13 protein-coding genes are annotated in these 17,392 nt (G+C 60.3%); 3 read left to right on the top strand and 10 right to left on the bottom strand.

Annotated elements, in window-relative coordinates; genetic code table 11:
* Positions 1–157 precede the first annotated feature (157 nt).
* The 3 genes from AB4Z25_RS22530 to AB4Z25_RS22520 all read left to right on the top strand — a co-directional run bounded on the left by AB4Z25_RS22530 (position 158) and on the right by AB4Z25_RS22520 (position 2,349).
* Positions 158–1,486 (top strand): MFS transporter, encoded by a 1,329-nt coding sequence (locus AB4Z25_RS22530; protein WP_112386636.1) that lies wholly within the window; start codon positions 158–160, stop codon positions 1,484–1,486.
* A 114-nt stretch (positions 1,487–1,600) separates the two neighbouring features.
* Positions 1,601–2,065, top strand: coding sequence for a hypothetical protein (locus tag AB4Z25_RS22525; protein WP_442209131.1), 465 nt, complete (start codon positions 1,601–1,603; stop codon positions 2,063–2,065).
* Positions 2,062–2,349 (top strand): type II toxin-antitoxin system RelE/ParE family toxin, encoded by a 288-nt coding sequence (locus tag AB4Z25_RS22520; RefSeq protein WP_442209129.1) that lies wholly within the window; start codon positions 2,062–2,064, stop codon positions 2,347–2,349. The genes AB4Z25_RS22525 and AB4Z25_RS22520 overlap by 4 nt, the downstream gene beginning before the upstream one ends.
* A 6-nt stretch (positions 2,350–2,355) precedes the next feature.
* On the opposite strand, the gene AB4Z25_RS22515 is transcribed toward AB4Z25_RS22520, so the two are convergent.
* From AB4Z25_RS22515 to AB4Z25_RS22470, 10 genes are all read right to left on the bottom strand, one after another.
* A complete protein-coding gene (locus tag AB4Z25_RS22515; protein ID WP_112386639.1) occupies positions 2,356–2,823 on the bottom strand; it encodes a cyclic nucleotide-binding domain-containing protein in 468 nt (155 codons plus the stop codon).
* Positions 2,824–2,931: 108 nt separating this feature from the next.
* Positions 2,932–5,646 carry an ABC transporter transmembrane domain-containing protein gene (locus AB4Z25_RS22510; RefSeq protein ID WP_442209127.1) on the bottom strand — a complete coding sequence of 905 codons (2,715 nt, stop codon included), beginning with the start codon at positions 5,644–5,646 and terminating at the stop codon, positions 2,932–2,934.
* Positions 5,647–5,828: 182 nt separating this feature from the next.
* The gene (locus AB4Z25_RS22505; RefSeq protein WP_442209125.1) at positions 5,829–6,962 is read right to left on the bottom strand and encodes a glycosyltransferase family protein; all 1,134 of its coding nucleotides are present in this window, start codon (positions 6,960–6,962) and stop codon (positions 5,829–5,831) included.
* Positions 6,959–8,206: a glycosyltransferase gene (locus tag AB4Z25_RS22500; RefSeq protein ID WP_442209123.1), complete on the bottom strand. Its 1,248-nt coding sequence runs from the start codon at positions 8,204–8,206 to the stop codon at positions 6,959–6,961. The genes AB4Z25_RS22505 and AB4Z25_RS22500 overlap by 4 nt, the downstream gene beginning before the upstream one ends.
* A gap of 11 nt (positions 8,207–8,217) precedes the next feature.
* Entirely contained in the window at positions 8,218–9,426 is a 1,209-nt protein-coding gene (locus AB4Z25_RS22495) for a glycosyltransferase family protein (protein WP_112598460.1), read from the bottom strand.
* A gap of 88 nt (positions 9,427–9,514) precedes the next feature.
* The gene (locus tag AB4Z25_RS22490) at positions 9,515–10,687 is read right to left on the bottom strand and encodes an ABC transporter permease (protein ID WP_162708505.1); all 1,173 of its coding nucleotides are present in this window, start codon (positions 10,685–10,687) and stop codon (positions 9,515–9,517) included.
* Positions 10,687–11,685 (bottom strand): ABC transporter permease, encoded by a 999-nt coding sequence (locus AB4Z25_RS22485; protein WP_442209121.1) that lies wholly within the window; start codon positions 11,683–11,685, stop codon positions 10,687–10,689. Before AB4Z25_RS22485 ends, AB4Z25_RS22490 begins: the two co-directional genes overlap by 1 nt.
* Before the next feature lies 1 nt (position 11,686).
* Positions 11,687–13,600, bottom strand: a complete 1,914-nt coding sequence (locus AB4Z25_RS22480) for an ABC transporter substrate-binding protein (protein WP_442209119.1) — start codon at positions 13,598–13,600, stop codon at positions 11,687–11,689.
* Positions 13,594–15,492, bottom strand: coding sequence for an ABC transporter ATP-binding protein (locus AB4Z25_RS22475; protein WP_442209117.1), 1,899 nt, complete (start codon positions 15,490–15,492; stop codon positions 13,594–13,596). Before AB4Z25_RS22475 ends, AB4Z25_RS22480 begins: the two co-directional genes overlap by 7 nt.
* A 144-nt stretch (positions 15,493–15,636) precedes the next feature.
* Entirely contained in the window at positions 15,637–16,980 is a 1,344-nt protein-coding gene (locus tag AB4Z25_RS22470; RefSeq protein WP_442209116.1) for an adenylate/guanylate cyclase domain-containing protein, read from the bottom strand.
* Positions 16,981–17,392 lie beyond the last annotated feature (412 nt).

Genomic DNA, 17,392 nt, shown 5'->3' with positions numbered 1-17,392 from the left:
CGGCTCGATTCGCCGGATCACGCCCGATTTCTCGTCCACATCTAATTTTGAGAATGGATGATGAACTATTTACGTCCATCAGACTTGATAAGCTTGCGGGTTTGATCAACATCGTCTTGAGGCGCTTTGCCGCGGCGTCTCAACGAGGGAGGCGTTAATGACTGCAGCAAACTATGGACCATCGTCCACGACACTTGAACGCGACGCAAGACAGATCCATTCTGGCGAAAAGGTTTCGCCCGGAAGTATCGCCCTTGGCGTCATCATCGGTCGAATGTCGGAATTCTTCGACTTCTTCGTCTATGGCCTGGCTTCGGTTCTGGTCTTCCCGCAACTGATCTTTCCCTTCGCACCGGATCGCCTGACGGCGACGCTCTATTCCTTTGCGATCTTTTCGCTGGCTTTCCTGGCGCGTCCGGTTGGCTCCGTCGTCTTCATGACGATCGACCGTTTCTATGGCCGCGGCACGAAGCTGACGATTGCGCTTTTCCTGCTCGGTGGTTCTACGGCGTCGATCGCCTTCCTGCCCGGCTATAACGAGATCGGCTACTGGGCGATCGCGCTTCTGGCCCTGTTCCGGCTCGGCCAGGGCTTTGCGCTCGGCGGCGCCTGGGACGGCCTGGCATCGCTGCTGGCGCTGAATGCGCCGCAGAACAAGCGCGGCTGGTACGCGATGATCCCGCAGCTCGGTGCGCCGATCGGCTTCGCGCTGGCGAGCATTATCTTCGGCTTCTTCATCGCCAATCTCTCCAACGAGGATTTCCTCTCGTGGGGCTGGCGCTATCCGTTCTTCGTCGCTTTCGCGATCAACGTCGTGGCGCTCTTTGCCCGCCTGCGCCTGGTCATGACCCAGGAGTTCGGCACGCTGCTGGAACAGCATGAGCTCGAGGCCGCGCCGATCGGCAAGGTTCTGAAGGTTCATGGCCGCGATATCCTGATCGGGGCATTCGTGCCGCTGGCGAGCTTCGCGATGTTCCATCTGGTCACCATCTTCCCGCTCGGCTGGATGAGTCTTTATGGAACGCAGCCGCTCGACACGTTCATGGTGGTGCAGATCATCGGTGCACTCGTCGGCATCGTCGCGATCATCGCCTCCGGCCTGATCGCCGACCGTATCGGCCGCCGCGCCCAGCTCGCCGTCTGTGCGGTGCTGATCGCGATCTTCTCCTTCGTCGGGCCGATGCTGATTGCATCCGGCGATGCCGGACAGGATGCCTTCGTCATCATCGGCTTCGGCGTGCTCGGCCTGTCCTTCGGTCAGGCGACCGGCTCGATCTCCTCGCGCTTCGGCCGCGGCTACCGCTATACCGGTGCCGCCTTTACCTCCGACCTCGCCTGGCTCGTCGGTGCCGGCTTTGCACCGCTGGTGGCGCTGAGCCTCTCCAGCAGCTTCGGCCTGACCTTCGTCGGCTACTACCTGCTCTCGGGCGCAATCTGCACGCTTGCAGCACTGGCTTTCAGCAAGGCGCTGGAACAACGCGAGTAGCGAATGCTATCCTGATCGAACAAAAGAGCCCGGTTTCGTACCGGGCTTTTTATTGAATAGCGCATTGCAAATTATAATTGATTGCATATCCTTCCGGACCAAGGAGATGCTCTCATGACCCATTCGATGATCGACCATGCGACCCTCTCGCGGCTCGCGGAAGCCGGCGCCATCGACAAGACCCTTGTCGTCGGACAACTCGGCGGCTGGTCCATCGTCGTGCGCTATGGAAAGAGCGAGCATTCGCTTGCCGCCCAGCGCAGCCGCCAGGTCAGGCTTTTCAAGCGCATGGAGACGCTCGTCTCCTATCTCAAGGATGTCGGCATCTCGCAATTCGATGTGGATGCTGCCGACTACGCCGCAAAATCCAGCAAGCGCCCTGATCGTGCCGATGCACTGAAGCGCGCGCATGAGGCGGCCGAACACGACCGGTGGTTCCGCGAGCAAGTCCAGATCGGCCTTCGCGAGGCGGATGATCCGAATACCGTATGGGTCAGCCAGGAAGAGATGGAAAAGGAGTGGGAAGAGATGCGTGCTGAACTTGAAGCGCGCATAGCTGCGCAAGAGGGCAAGGCGTGATCGTCAAATGGACCACCCAGGCCCGGCACGATAGAAATCGCCAAATCCACTACATCTCAGAAAAGAATCCCCGCGCGGCGTTGGCGCAGGGTGATCTTGTGCTTCGCAACGCTGCTATGCTCGGTGAGCATCCGCGTGCTGGACGCCCCGGACGTCAACCCGGGACACGTGAACTCGTTGTCCCGCAGACGCCCTTCGTCATCATCTATCGCGTCGATGAAAACGCGCAGGAAATCCAGATCCTGCGCCTGCTTCGCGGCGCCCAGCAATGGCCGCCGGATTAATATTGATCAGTTAACCGGTTCCGGTGGCTGCTTTGCGCGGGCCGCGGTCAGTTCGGCAGTCGTGTGGTTCAGGCGGTCGGCCAGCACGCGCATGATTTCGACGGCCATTTCTGGGAAGTCGCTGAGCAGCTTCAGGAAGTGCTCTTTGCTGATGCGCAGGACTTCGAGCCCCGAGGTGGCGCGCACGGTTGCCGTTCGCGAGACGTCGCAGAGAATGGCGATCTCGCCGACGATCGAGTTGAGTTCGACATCGGCGACCTTGATATCGCCAGCAGGAGAATGGACGAGAATGTCGGCCGTTCCCGAGAGGATCACGTAGGCTGCATCGCCCGGATCGCCCTGATGGAAAAGGTTCTGACCGGCCTTGTAGGTCATCCGGTCGGAGGTGAATGCCAAAAGCTTGAGTTTTGCCGGCGCGATCCTGGAAAAGATCGGCACCCGCCGCAGCATTTCGACTTCATCTCTCAACAGCATGAGTGTTTTACCCCCTGGCGCCTCCTCTCGTATAAGGAGAAAGCGTTTTCTAAAACTCTACCAGGCATTCCCTCGCAAGAATGCCGTCTCAGCCGCCCCAGTAGATTATTACGATAACAGTTCCTTGAACATAGTGTTTTTCTCCGAAAGTTCCGGATAGCCACCGGCTTGCGCCAGGCCACCGCGTTCGAAAAGCAGGATCCTGTCGAAGACCTCAGCAAGGCGCGCGTTCGACAGAACCCAGATGATTGCCGGGCGTTTACCTTCCTCGTGAAGGCCGGTCACCACGTTTCGGGTGATCTGGTCCTGGACGCGCTGGTCCAGCGCCAGCAGCGGCCGGTTGAGGATGAAATAGTCGGAACGGCGCAGCAGCGCGCGCGCCAGATTGATCTTCTGGCGCTGAACCATCGTCAGGCGCTTGCCGCCAGAGCCGACATCGAATTCCATACCGATCGACAGCACGTCGTCGAACAGATCGAGCTTGTCGAAGAGCTCGCCCATGATCGAGCGGATATGCTCCGATGCATCGGCCTGCTGATAGGCGATGCGGCCGAAAAGCACGTTGTCCATCAGGCTGGCAGACGCGGTGAAACGTTCCGGATCGTAGCGCTCGATAAGTGCCGAGAGATCACTCGGAATATGTTCGTGGAACTGTTTGCGCGCCGAGACGATCTTTTCCATCAGCTCGTCGGTCAGCAGACCGAAGCGGTGGCGGGGTTCAATATAGGCGAAGCTCAGGCGGATGATACTTGAGCGTTCCTCGGCCGTTGCGTCCTCGAACTTCCGGCTCTGCAGCTTTTGCAGCAGTGCCTGGTAGGCGGGGATGTCGTCCGCGGTCATGAAGGTCAGTTGCTGGAAGAACGGGTGATCCGGCGGCAGGTCATGGAACAGTTCCACGGCGTTTTCGGCGATCTCCAGGCCCATCGCGTAGAGATCGTTGCTGAGGCCGGTGTCGCGGAACAGTTGCTGGAAATAGGGGTGGGCGGCGAGACGCCTGTTGGTCATGTGCGGCCGCTTCATCGTGCCAAAAAGCAGGTTCTCGCCAACGGTCGCCTGAGCGTTGTAGGTGTCGAAATCGAAGGGCACGACGATGGTGTCGAGCTTCTCTTCCTCCAGCCGCTCGCGCAAGGAGGCGCGCAGATCGACGATGCGCTCCGCAAGCGCCACATGCACGCTGGTATCGACCGACGACCGCAGCGCCAGATCGAGAATGTCCTGCGAAATCAGCACGGCGTCGAGTACCGGGCGGATCGCTTTCAGCAGATCGTCAGGACCTGTCGCACCGGCGGCGTTATAGTCCACCCAGTCGCTGTTGAGGTCGAATATCGGGTTTCCGGCGCGCAGCGCCTCCGCGTTTCGCCATTTGAATTCGAGAGCGTCCTGACCCTGGTAGCCCGGATCAGTCAGCGGCGCGTGCTTGAGGCCGTAGAGGATGTTGTCTTTCAGCGTGCCGTGGAAAAAGTAGGTATCCGACGATACGTAGGAAATCCGTCTGCCGGTAATATATTCCGGCAGCGCAAGCAGATCCTGGCCGTCGATGCTGATGCGCCCGCCTTCCGGCCAGACGATGCGCCCGAGCGCTTCGGCAAAAGCTTCCGCGCCGCTTCCATTCGGGCCGACGATCGCCACCGTTTCGTTCGGCTTGATCTCTACCGAGACGTGATCGACCAGCCGCGCGCCACTGTCGTCATTGACGGCGAGGTTGGTCACGACGAGTGCCGCCGTCAACGGGCCTATCGCTTCGGCGGGCACGTCTTGGATCTTGCTGTCAATCAGCGGCTCGACGTTGAACTGCTCGTAGACCTGCTGATACTTGACCTGAACGTCCTGGCGCATCTGGTCCCAGTCGATCAGCTCTTTCAGCGGTCCCGGCAGGTCCTTGTAGGCGGAGATGACGGCTACCAGCTGGCCGATGTCGAGGCGGCCCTGAAGCGCCAGATAGCCACCAATGGCGTAGAACAGGAATGGGGTGACCTGGGCCAGGAAGTTGTTCAGGAATTTCACCATGAACTTCCACTGGTAAAGGTCGTAGCGGATCGAGAAGATCAGGCCGAGGCGCGCTGCGATATCGGCGCGCTCGAGGTTGGAGGTGTCGTTGCCGTGGATCGTGCCGATGCCGTCGACGATTTCGCCGACGCGGCCCGATAGCTCGCGTGCCGTCAGCTGCCGCTGGCGGCCGAGTTCGAGCAGGCGCTTTCTCATGCGAGGGATGACGATGGCCTGCACGCCGACGATGCCGGCGGCGATCATGCCGAGCCAGAAATTCTGGATTATGATGAAGGCGAGCGCCGTCAGCGCCTGACCGCCAAGCAGGGCGGGCGAGACGAAGGCATCCCCGGTGAAGCCGCCCATCGGCTCCACCTCGTCCTTGATCATCGTGGCGATTTCAGCGGATTTCACTCGCTTGAAATGCGCCGGCGGAAAGCGCAGCACCCGGTCGATCAGCTGAAAGCGGATACGGCGCAGCATGCGCTCGCCGAGGCGGCCCTTGTAGGTGTTGATGTAGAATTTGAAGAGACCGTTCAGCACCACGAGCGCCAGGAAAACCAGGCTGAGCGCCATCAGCATCTGCAGACGGTTGAGTTGCAGACCCTGGAAGAACTCGACATGCCCAATCAGCGGCAGATCATAGGCCAGATGCATGAAGGTCTGGGTGGCGTTGGCATTGTCGAAGCCGTCGCCCTGGATTGGTCCGTTGACGATCTGTTTCGGCAGATCGAAGGACAGGAAGTAGGGGATCATCGACGCCGCAACGACCGCCAGAATCCAGAGCTGCTGGAGGCGGGTGTTCGACCAGATGTAGCGGGCGAGACTCTTTTCCATTGCTAACCGTCAACCTGAAGGGAGGGTCCGGAGACGTTTACGAAGGGGGATTCGGAAAACAGGTTCATGCCGCCGGACCGCCGGATATCGTAACGAAAACAAGGCGAAGCGGACTACCATCGAACTGCCGATTCTGCCGGAAATCCGTTTATATCACAGGACTTTCATAAAGTGCGAGCAATTCAGCCGAGCATTGAGCGAATGATCGCCGCTGTGGTTTCAGCGCCCGCAAGGTCCAGCGCGGCGGCCTGCCGGGGCGGGCGCGCAAGGGCTTCGGAGACGGCACTTACGACATGCTCAGCGGTCAGCCCGGTCTCCGGAAGAATGCTAGCCAGACCCATGGCTTTCAGCCGTTCGGCGCGCACGGTTTGCTCCGTTTCGCCGCCGGCAACGAAGGGGATCAAGATTGCTCGGCAATCAGTGCGCAGAAGATCGCCGACCGTATTGTAGCCGGCTTGCGATATGGACACCTTGGCGCCCTTCAGCAGAGATGGGAAATCCTTGCGGAACCGCACCAGCGTCACGTTTGCCGGGGCTTCGTGCTGGAGCATTGCGAAATCCCGTTCAGGGAGATTCGGGCCCGAAATCAGCAGCCAGCGATAGGAAGCGGAAAGTGAGGATGCGGCATCGCGGGCGGCGCGTATCAAATCCAGGCCGACAGCGCCACCGCCTGCTGACGCGATGATATCGAATCGCTCAGCCGGATCGGCCACCAGCGGTGGGGCGACAAGGCCGGTGTATCGCACCTTGTCGGCAATATCAGCAGTCAGTGGAAAGGTGTCTTCCAGCCGCACGAAATCAGGATCGCCGTGAACGAGAACGGCATCGAAGTGATCCTTGACGAGCTTGACGGTTTCTTCGTCGCGGCCGGGTTTCCTGTTTTCCTGCAGGATGTCGCGGACCGAGCTGAAGAGCTTTGGCCGCGGATTGACCGAAGCGATCGCATCGAGCAGCGGCAGCAATTCGAAGCGCATTTGCCGGCGGCCGAAGGGAAAGGCTTCGATGATGACTGCATCCGGCTTGGTCTCGCGAAATGCCGAAAGCAGCATGTCGCGGCGGGAAGACAGGAACGCTTCGGTGGCCGGATTACCATTTGCGTCTGCAAGCCCTGAAAACCCGGCATTGCTGGCAACGACAGGCGGCAGCGCAATCGTCTTCAGTCCCTCGGCCGGAAACCCCGGAACCGGCAAGCCGCCGGTGACGACGGTGACGTCGAAACCATCTGTTGCCATGGCATTGGCGATGCGGCTCGCGCGGGCGATATGGCCGATGCCGAGCAGGTGCTGAACGTAGAAGAAGGCTCGCTTCGCGCTCATGGGGTCTTCTCCCATTCGGCTTCAAAAAGCTGCGTAAGCTGCGCGATGCTGGAATGATAGTCGAAATGCGCCCGGACGCGCTGTTCGGCGGCGTCGCCGAGGCGGTGGCGCAGAGCCGGATCGCGGATTGCCCGCTCAAGCGCTGCAGCGAGCGCTTTCGGGTCTTCAGGGGGCACGACAAGGCCATTTTCGTCGTCAGTCAGCAGTTCCGGCACGCCCGAGATATTGGTGGACAGACAGGCAAGCCGTTGGCTCGACGCCTCCACCAGCACGTTCGGCAGCCCGTCACGATCGCCATTGGCGGCGATCCGGCAGGCGAGCACGAAGAGATCGGCCCGTCTGTAGTGATCGAGAACATCTTCCTGCGCGAGCGCGCCCTTCCAGATGATGCGCTCAGAAAGGCCAAGAGTGCTGGCAAGTGCCTTGAGCTTCGCAAGCTCATCACCGCCGCCGATGTGCTCGAGACGCCAGGCAAGATCCTTCGGCAGCAGGGCCAGCGCATTGAGCAGGATGTCGTAACCTTTCTTCTCGACGGCGCGGCCAACGCTGAGCAGGAAGACCGGATCGCTGGTGGCCGATCCGTCACGCTTTGGCCGATCGCCTGAAAAATGGCCGAAACGGGCAAGATCGAGCCCGTGATAGCTGAGATGCACCGCATCCGGACGGCTGGTCAGCGTCCGCATGTGTTCATAACCGGTTCGGGTGCAGGTCACCGCCCAGCGGGCGCTCGAAAGCTTCTCGTTGAGCTCCCAATCCGGTGAAGTCCAGATGTCCTTGGCATGGGCGGAAACCGTCCACGGGACGCCGGTTAGAATGCTGGCATATTCCGTTACCGAGGCCGGCGTATGGATGAAATGCGCATGCAGCCACTGGCCGTTATCAGGCCATTCGCGTGCGAGAACCAGCGCCTGGCCAAGCCTGCGAAAGCGATTGCGGGAAACATCGCGCGGCAGGTCGGCGAAGAAGCGCTTCATCAGCGCTCCGAACCCCTTCCTGCTGAAGCTGGCGAAAAGGCCTTTCAGAACGCGAAGCGGTTCCTCGTGGAGATATTCCGGCAGATAGACGACGCGCGCCTTGATCTCGTCATGAACAGGATGCCGCTTCTTGTCGGTCGGGCGGCGCATGGAAATCAATGTCAGGTCGAAGCCGGCCCTTTCGAGACCAAGCAGCTCCTGGGCAATGAAGGTTTCCGAAAGGCGTGGATAGCCTTTCAGGACGACGAGGATCTTCCGGCGCTCTGGCAATGTCGGTGTCTTCACTCTGCGCCGACGAGCGAGAGATGACGGCCGCGGTTGTCGAGCCAGCGGCCAACGGTCTGCGAGATATGATCGAGGCCCTCAAGCCGCATTGTGCAGCCGCTCTGCGACGGCGGCTGGCGGTTTGGCAGCTGCTTCAGGGCTTCGGCCATAATGGCAGGATTGGCGGACTGATCCGGCAGCAGCATATCGACGAGGCCGAGTTCGCTGGCGCGCTGCGCCCGCAGCAACTGCTCCTCGCGCGGCTTGACGCGCGGCACGATCAGTGCCGGCTTGTCGAAGGAGAGGATCTCGCAATAGGTGTTGTAGCCGCCCATGGCGACCACGCCCGTTGCTCCCTCGATCAGCTCTTCCATGTGATTGTCGAATTCGATGACCTCGATGGACGGAATCTTTTCGCCCTTCTTGACGAGCTTGGTGCGTTCGGCAGCCGGCATATAAGGGCCGAGCACGACCAGCGCCTTCAGCTGAAGGGTTGGATCCTGCTCGTAGGCGTTCATCACGTCGTGGACCAGGTCGGAGCCGTCGCCACCACCGCCCGTCGTGACGAGAATGTATTTTTCCTTCGGCGTGTTCACCGACTTCTTGCTCTTCGAAACGCTGCGCTGCAGGAAGCCGACGAAATCCATCTTGCGTCGGACATTGGCGGGAACATCGAGGCCGACCAATGGATCGTAGAAGTCAGGCGGGCCATAGACCCAGACGCTGTCATAATACTGGTCGATCTTCTGCATGATGCCGTTACGCTTCCACTCGGCATCGAGCAGGTGCGGCGCGTCCATGATCTCGCGAAGGCCAAGCACCAGCGTTGTACCGCGCGCTTTCAGATAGGCGAGCGTATCCTCGACTTCACCCTTGAGGCCCATGGGCTCCTTGTCGACGATGAAGATGTCGGGCTGGAAGGTCTCGGCGGTATGGCGAATGCTGGATTCGCGCATCTTCAGCGTATCCTGCAGATCGATATGGCTCGCCATCGACGTATATTCGCCGTTGCGCAGCTTGATCACGCTCGGAATCTTCACGAAATCGACACGGGCTCGATAATCGAAGGCGCCGGCGATCGTGGCGCCCGAGATGATCAGGATGTTGAGGCCGCGATAGTCTTCGACCAGCGCATGAGCGATCGTTCTACAGCGGCGCAAATGGCCGAGACCGAACGTGTCGTGGCTGTACATGAGGATACGTGCATCTTCAACACGTCTGGCCATGGAGAGTACCTCTGGGGCGAATGACATAGTTCACCCCCGTTTGCCGGAGGCCAAGAGACAGCGGGCCGATGATCCGCTGGACTTGCTGTTATTTGTAGGGATCTGCGGCATCGCGCAACCCGTCTCCCAGAAAGTTGAAGGCAAGAATGACAAGAACCACCGGAATTATCGGGAACAGAAGCCACGGGTAGAAAGCGATGACACTGACGCTTTTCGCTTCGGTGAGCAAGATCCCCCAGCTGGTGATCGGTGGCCGAAGTCCAAGGCCGAGGAACGACAGCGCCGTTTCACCAAGGATCATTCCGGGGATGGAAATCGTTGCAGAAGCAATGAGATGCGACATGAAGCCGGGGACCAGATGGCGGCCGATGATGCGCGGCGTGCTGGCGCCCATCAACTGCGCGGCCTGCACATAGTCTTCCTCACGCAGCGCCAGAAGCTTGGATCTGACGGCACGTGCCAACCCGGTCCAGTCGATGATGCCGAGGATCACGGTGATGCCGAAATAGATAACGATCGGGCTCCAGGTCACCGGCATGATGGCGGCAAGCGCCATCCAGAGCGGCAAGCTCGGCAGCGATTGCAGCACCTCGATCATGCGCTGGACGAGCAGGTCGAAGACGCCGCCGCGATAGCCGGCGAGGCCGCCGATGACGATGCCGAGCACAAAGCTGATGGTGATGCCGATCAGGCCAATGGTCAGCGAGATGCGCGCGCCGTAGAGGATTCGCGAGAGAACGTCGCGGCCGAGACGGTCGGTGCCGAGCAGATACATCTGGCCGCCTTCGGCTGGGCAGACGAGGTGCCGTCTGGATTCGAACAGACCCCAGAAACGATAGGCATCGCCGCTGCAGAAGAAGCGGATCGGCTGAATGTCGTCGGGCTTCTCGGTGTAGATGCGGCGCAGCGTATCGATATCGAGCCGCATCGAGCGGCCATAGACGAAGGGACCGATGAACTCGCCCTTGTCGAAGAAGTGCACCCGCTGCGGCGGCGAATGGATGTAGTCGACATTGCGGCTATGCAGGCCGTAGGGCGCCAGGAATTCGACGATCAGGATCGCGAAATAGACCAATGCGAGGAAGATGCCGGAAATCAGCGCCAAGCGGTGCTGCTTGAACTTCCACCACATCAGCTGCTTCTGCGACGCGAGATGAATGCGCGACTGCGCAGAGGTCATCGTCTCCTGCGCCTGTGGATCGAACGGCGTCGTCGAGACAAAGTGCTCCAGAGGCGCACCGGGCGGCGGCAAGGGCGACATTATTTGGTGCTCCTGCCTTGCAAGCGGATGCGGGGATCGAGGAAGCCGAGAGCGATATCCGAGATCAGCACGCCGATAACGTTCAGGAAGGCGAGGAACATCAGGAACGAACCGGCCAGGTACATGTCCTGGCTCTGCAGCGCCTTGACCAGCATTGGCCCGGTGGTTTCGAGGGATAGCACGATGGCAACGATTTCCGCGCCCGAAATGATCGACGGCAGGATGGAGCCGATATCTGCGACGAAGAAGTTCAGTGCCATGCGCAGCGGATATTTGATCAGCGCCCGGGTGGGATGCAGGCCCTTGGCGCGTGCGGTCGTCACATATTGCTTCTGCATCTCGTCGAGCAAATTGGCGCGCAGGCGGCGGATCATGCCGGCGGTACCGGCGGTGCCGACGATGATCACCGGAATCCAGAGATGCGCGAGGATCGACTTCGCCTTTTCCCAGCTCATCGGCTCGTTCAGATATTGCTGGTCCATGAGATGGCCGATGGAGAGGCCGAACCACACGTTGGCGAAATACATCAGGATCAGCGCCAGCATGAAATTCGGGATGGCGATGCCGAGCAGGCCGAAGAAGGTCAGCCCGTAGTCGCCCCAGCTATATTGATGCGTGGCCGAATAGATGCCGATTGGGAAGGCGATCAGCCAAGTGACGAGGATGGTGGTGAAGGAGACGAGGATTGTCAGCCACAACCGGTCGCCGACGACATCGGAGACTGGCAGCTGATATTCGAACGAATAGCCGAAATCGCCATGCAGCATGCCGCCGACCCAGTAGAAATAGCGGACGATCTCTGGCTTGTCGAAACCGTACTGCTTCCGGAGTTCTTCGATCTCCTGGAGGTTGGCGGCTTCGCCCTGGGCGCGCAGCTCGGCGATCTGGCTTTCGAAGAAGTCGCCCGGCGGCAGCTCGATGATGGTGAAGACCAGAGCCGAGATCACGAACAGCGTCGGCACCATGGCGGCGATGCGCCAGAGGATATATCTCAGCATCTCACGCCTCCTTCAGCCAGAATGCGTCAGGCATGTAGATGCCGAGGAAGGAGGTCGGGTCGAAGCCGTAGAGCGCCCGTTCCGGAACGTTCTGCATCTTCTTCGAGATCAGGATCGGCTGCAGCGCACCGTTGATCAGGCCGATCGAGAAGACCTGCTGGGTATAGAGCGCCAGCATCTCGTGCCAAATCTCCTCCCGTTTCTTGAAGTCGGCGGTCGCTCCCCACTGGTTCAGTAGATCAACGAGCTGCACGACCTCGGGGATATCAGGCGCACTGCCTTCCTGGCCGGCCGAGAGGTAGTACATGCCCCAGATCGGCCATTGCAACTGATCGTCTACGGTCGGTGCAAGCTGTACCGGCGCCATGTCGGCGGTCGGCACGCCGTTCTCGATGCCGAACCAGATCGCCATCATGATCGAGCCGCTCATCGCGCGGCTTCTGAAGATGTCACGCTGCGAGGTACGGGTGTAGAGCGCGATGCCGATCGTGCGGAAGTGATCGCGCACGAGTTCCAGCACATCGGTGTCGAGCGTGCTTTCGCCGGGCGTCTCGACGGTGATCTCGGCACGCCGCCCGTCCGGCAGAAGGCGGATATCCTCTTCGTCGCGATTGGTCAGGCCGAGTTCGTCGAGCAGCTTGTTTGCCTGATCGACATCATGCTGGATGAAGGCGTCGGCATATTCCTGCTTGAAGAGCGGGCTGTCGGGCAGAACGGTATCGGCGCTCGGCGTGCCAAGCCCATAAAACGCCACCATATTGATCTCGTGGCGGTCGATCGCCAGCGACAGCGCCCGGCGGAAGCGAACGTCGCGGAACAGCTTGCGCCAGACCTCATCGGCGCAATTGAGGTTCGGCAGCAGCGCAACACGCGAGCCGCGGGCCTGCTTCCAGAGATTGACCTTGACCGGGAAGCGCTGCTCGGCCTCCTTCAGGAAGGTATAGTCGTTGAAATCGATGCCGGTTGCCTGCAGGTCGGATTCGCCCGCACCCGCCTTGGCGGCGATGATCGACGAGGAGCTGACATTCAGGATGAAGCGGTCGATATAGGGCAGCTGCACGCCGTTCTCATCGACACGGTGAAAAAAGGCGTTGCGGTCGAAGATGAACTGATCGGCCGGCGGCTTGGTCATGACCTTCCAGGGGTCGAGCGTCGGCAGATCAGGGTTCTCGGGACGCGAGGCGCGCGACATCTTGATGTGCAGGTCGGCCCACTTCTTGACCCGGTTTTCCTTCATCAGCGCCGAAAGGCGGAAATCGTCCTGATACTTCTTGTGGAACTGTTTCAGGTAGTGCGCCGGCCCGAAGATGACGAGCGGCAGAGGACCGGCGAGTGCCGGCAGGAAGCTTGGGTTCGGCTTTTCCCAGGTGTAGCGGACGATGAGGTCGTCGAGCACCTCGAACTTCGGCAGGTCGCCGTGCGGACGCAGCTCCAATGCACCGCCACCCGGGGTCGCTTCCTTGTTGAGGATGACATCCTCCCACCAGTAGCGGAAGTCATCGACCGTGAATGGCTTGCCATCCGACCACTTGTGATCTTCGCGAAGGTGGAAAGTGAAGATGCGGTCGTCTTCTGTCGTGTAGCCGCCGAGAATGTCCGGCTGGAATTGCAGGTGCTTGTCGTAACCGATCAGCCTCGAATAGCCATAGACGGTCATGTAGCGGACGTCGCGCGGGCCGCCGATAATGGTCTTGACCTGGCCGCCATAGGTGCCGGGCGCCAGGCCCGCTTCCTTCATGTTGATGATGCGCGGATGCTTCGGCAGCCGCTGCGCCATGGGCGGAATGGCATCGGCTCGCAGCTGGTCGCGCAGGAATTCCGGCTCGATGTCGCGGTCATCGGAGGCGGCGCGGACAAGGGTAGGCGCAACCGTTGCGCCGATCATGCCGCCGAGGAAGGTGCGACGCGTTACCATGCGCGCAGCTCCTTGACGTCGGCACCTTTTCGGGCGCGCACGAAATGGCCTTCGCCGAGATCGGCATAGGCAAGCTCGGAAGCGTCGTCATGTTCGGCGGTAAAGGTCAGGCCCCAGTTCTGCTTGTCGGCAGCACCATTTTTGCGCAGCGCTTCGAAATCGAGCGGCCGGTCGAGATCGGGGAAGGGGACGGCCGCCAGCAGCGACTTGGTATAGGGGTGAACCGGATCGCGCAGGATGATTTCGCGCGGTGCGATCTCGACGATGCGGCCCTTGCACATGACGGCGATGCGGTCGGCCATATAGTCCACCACTGCGAGATTATGCGAGATGAACAGGTAGGTCAGCCCGAGTTCCTTCTGCAGGTCCTTCAAGAGATTGAGGATCTGCGCCTGAACCGAGACGTCGAGCGCCGAAACCGGCTCGTCGAGAATGACGAGCTTGGGACCGAGCGCAAGCGCGCGGGCGATACCGATGCGCTGGCGCTGGCCGCCGGAAAAGCTGTGCGGATAGCGGCTGAGGTAGCGGCGGTCGAGACCGATGGCGCCCATCAGCGCTTCGACCTTGCGCTTGCGCTCCTCGCTGTCGCCGCGGTCGTGAATTTCAAGCGGCTCGCTGAGAATATTGCGCACCGTCATGCGCGGCGAGAGTGATGAGACCGGATCCTGAAACACCATCTGGATCTTGGTGCGCAGCTCCTGCAGCTCGTCGCCCTTTACGGTCAGAACGTCGATGACTTCCTTGCCGTCGTTGAAGATCACCGAACCGCTATCCGGTGTGATCGCCCGCATCAGGATCTTGCTGACCGTGGTCTTGCCGCAGCCGGATTCGCCGACCAGACCCAGGCACTCGCCGCGCCTGATGTCGAAGCTGACATCATCGACGGCGCGCAGCACGGATTTCTCGCCCTGGCCGAAAAGACCACGCTTGCGTATCGCATAGGTCTTCGAGAGATTGTTGACCGACAGCAGCACCTTCGGCGCGTCGTGATCGACGGACGACTTCTTCTTGCCGATCAGCGATTCGAGATTGACCGGCACGTCGCGCAGCGCCTTCAGCCGTTCGCCGGGCTTCATGTCGAAATGCGGGACCGCGGCCATCAGGCCCTTCAGATAGGGATGCTGTGGGTTGCGGAAGATTTCCTTGACCGGGCCGGCTTCCATGATCTCGCCATGATAGATGACGACCACTTCGTCGGCCATGTTGGCGACGACGCCGAGATCATGGGTGATCAAGAGCATCGCCATGCCGAGCTTGTGCTGCAGATCGCGCAGGAGTTCCAAGATCTGCGCCTGGATCGTCACGTCGAGCGCCGTCGTCGGCTCGTCGGCGATCAGCAGCGCCGGCCGGCAGATCAGCGCCATGGCGATCATCGCGCGCTGGCGCATGCCGCCAGACAGCTCGAACGGGTACATGTCGTAGGTGCGCTTCGGATTGGCGAAGCCGACAAGGCCAAGCATCTCCTCGGTCTTCTCGCGCGCTTCCTTCTTGTCGGCGTCGGTGTGGATCAGCAGCGACTCGCTGATCTGGTTCCCGACCGTATGCAGCGGTGAAAGCGAGGTCATAGGCTCCTGAAAGATCGTCGCCATGCGCTTGCCGCGCAGATCGCGCATCTGTTCGCTGTCGCGGCCATATTGCAGGATATCGGTGGTCTTGCCGTCGAGGGGATCGGTGAACAGGATCTTGCCCGTCGCCTTGGCCGGCGTCGGCAGAATGCCCATGATCGATTGACTGATGACGGATTTTCCGGAGCCGGATTCACCGACAAGCGCGGTGACTTTACCGGGAAGAATCCGCAATCCCGCGTCTTTTACGACACGCAGCTTGTCCCCGAAAACCGAGAATGAGACGTCGAGATTCTCGATACGCAACAAGTCGGACGCGGACGCCATACCAATGATATTCCCCAGTCTTATTCTGTTCCCGTTAAGGCACACTAGCCTACCGTAAGCGGGGTGTCCAGTTTATGACAGCTCTGGAGAATTTGGCGCTTTAGCGCTGATATTCAAGCAAAAATCGGCCTCTTTGAAGGCCACTTACTGAACGAACCTTTCAACCGTCGGACGCTTCTCCTGCTTCTTCGCGTCACGATGCAGCAGGATCACCTGTTCGGCTTCGGACAGGCCATTCTGGGCGACGTCCTGGAAGGTTCCGCCATCAGCGAGCGGCGGCGGCGTGATGCGCGGCTGCAGCACGGTGACCTTCTGGCGGATACCGCGCAGCTTTTCCTCGCCGAGCGTCGTCCATTCGCCGCCGCAATAACCGGCAAAGGCCTGGCTGGCGACGACCTCGCGATTGTACTTCTTGGTCAGCGACTGCAGGCGCTGGACTTCGTTGACGGCCGACCCGAAGGCCGAAAACGTCAACCGGTCCTTCAGCCCGACATTGCCGAACATGACGTTGCCAATATGCAACCCGATGCCGTAGCGCACCGGGCTCATGTTTTTTCCGGCGCGCTCATTGTTGAGCTCGGCAACACGCGACTGTGCCTGATGGACGGCCGATAGTGCTGCCTGTGCAGCAATTTTCGAGGGGTCCTTGTGGCGGCCGCACGGATAGACGGCGAGAAAGCCGTCGCCGAGGAAGCTCAGGATCTCGCCGCCATTGCGGTTAAAGGGTGCAGCGATCGCGTCGAAGAACTCGTTCAGCGTATCGATATAGGCCTGGCGGCCTTCCTTTTCGGCGAACATCGTCGATTGGCGCATGTCACCCATGACGAGCGCCGCACGGATCGTCTCGCCGTCGCCGCGGCGAATCTGGCCGTTCAGCACCCGCTTGCCAGCATCGCCTCCGAGATAGGTGGTCAGCATATTGTTGGCGAGCTTGCCGAGCACCGCCATCTTGGCGGCGACCGCCAGATGGTTCTGCATGCGCAGCAGCGCCTCGATCATGTCGTCGGAAAAGCCGGAATGCGCATCAGTCGACCACGAGCCCATCATGCCCTGTACCGAGCCATCGCCGAAAGGCTGCACGAAGGCGAGATAGTCGGTGATCTTCTCCTTGCGGAGATCGTCGAAGATCGGAAATTCCGCCGGTCCTTCTTGGCTCATCCGGCGGCGGATATGCTGCAGGTTGTTGTCGAGCAGGTAGTAATAGGGGCTCTGCAGGAAGCGGTCAGGCTTGGCGCCGGCCGAATGCCGGTAGCCCTCGATCGTGACGCCACTCGAACGCCGCCAGGTGAAGCTCAGCGCGTCATAAAGCGGATGCAGCATCGAAAACGTCAGGTGAACGCGGGCGATCGGCAGACCGGCAGCGGCAATGCGCTCGCAGAAACCGCGAACGATATTCTCCAGATCATCCCCGGCCAGCGAAGAATTCGTCAGCCATTCGGCGACTCGGTCCAGAAGAATGGAGGACACGCTGGATTCGATCGTGCTCATTTTTGGTATTATCCTCATCAAGCACGTCCGTTCCTGAAAGCGACGAAAAACCTGCCTGCAGCGCGGTCACGCGCAGGGCGGGGGTCAAGATGGACGAGCGGTATTATTGTGTCAACGATCTGCCGAAGACCCGGCAAACCTACCTGTCAGAGCCCAAAAAGAGCGAGGACGGGTGTCCTTTCTGGTGGTTCATTATCCTATTCAAATAGGCATTTGGCATCCTATTCAAATAGGCATTTGGCCGGTCCGAAACAATGGTATCCGGATAATTTTCTGCCTCCGGTTTCGATGTCTGCGGCCAGCGAGTCTTTTCGGCCACAGTGCAAAAGAGGTGCGTTGCGATTACGGCTTGTATCGGGCAACGCCGATCACGACCGCTTCACCATCCTGTCAGGCAGAAGGCGGGTTTAAA

This window comes from Rhizobium sp. RAF36 (assembly GCF_052114105.1).
Classification (GTDB): domain Bacteria; phylum Pseudomonadota; class Alphaproteobacteria; order Rhizobiales; family Rhizobiaceae; genus Rhizobium.
The sequence above is the reverse complement of the archived record's forward strand: the minus strand, read 5'-3'. Positions and strand labels throughout refer to the sequence as shown.

Coding starts and splice junctions, on each gene's coding strand:
- AB4Z25_RS22530 (WP_112386636.1), top strand. CDS start 158: ATGACTGCAGCAAACTATGGACCATCGTCCACGACACTTGAACGCGAC.
- AB4Z25_RS22525 (WP_442209131.1), top strand. CDS start 1,601: ATGACCCATTCGATGATCGACCATGCGACCCTCTCGCGGCTCGCGGAA.
- AB4Z25_RS22515 (WP_112386639.1), bottom strand. CDS start 2,823: ATGCTGTTGAGAGATGAAGTCGAAATGCTGCGGCGGGTGCCGATCTTT.
- AB4Z25_RS22510 (WP_442209127.1), bottom strand. CDS start 5,646: ATGGAAAAGAGTCTCGCCCGCTACATCTGGTCGAACACCCGCCTCCAG.
- AB4Z25_RS22505 (WP_442209125.1), bottom strand. CDS start 6,962: ATGAGCGCGAAGCGAGCCTTCTTCTACGTTCAGCACCTGCTCGGCATC.
- AB4Z25_RS22495 (WP_112598460.1), bottom strand. CDS start 9,426: ATGGCCAGACGTGTTGAAGATGCACGTATCCTCATGTACAGCCACGAC.
- AB4Z25_RS22490 (WP_162708505.1), bottom strand. CDS start 10,687: ATGTCGCCCTTGCCGCCGCCCGGTGCGCCTCTGGAGCACTTTGTCTCG.
- AB4Z25_RS22485 (WP_442209121.1), bottom strand. CDS start 11,685: ATGCTGAGATATATCCTCTGGCGCATCGCCGCCATGGTGCCGACGCTG.
- AB4Z25_RS22480 (WP_442209119.1), bottom strand. CDS start 13,600: ATGGTAACGCGTCGCACCTTCCTCGGCGGCATGATCGGCGCAACGGTT.
- AB4Z25_RS22475 (WP_442209117.1), bottom strand. CDS start 15,492: ATGGCGTCCGCGTCCGACTTGTTGCGTATCGAGAATCTCGACGTCTCA.
- AB4Z25_RS22470 (WP_442209116.1), bottom strand. CDS start 16,980: ATGAGCACGATCGAATCCAGCGTGTCCTCCATTCTTCTGGACCGAGTC.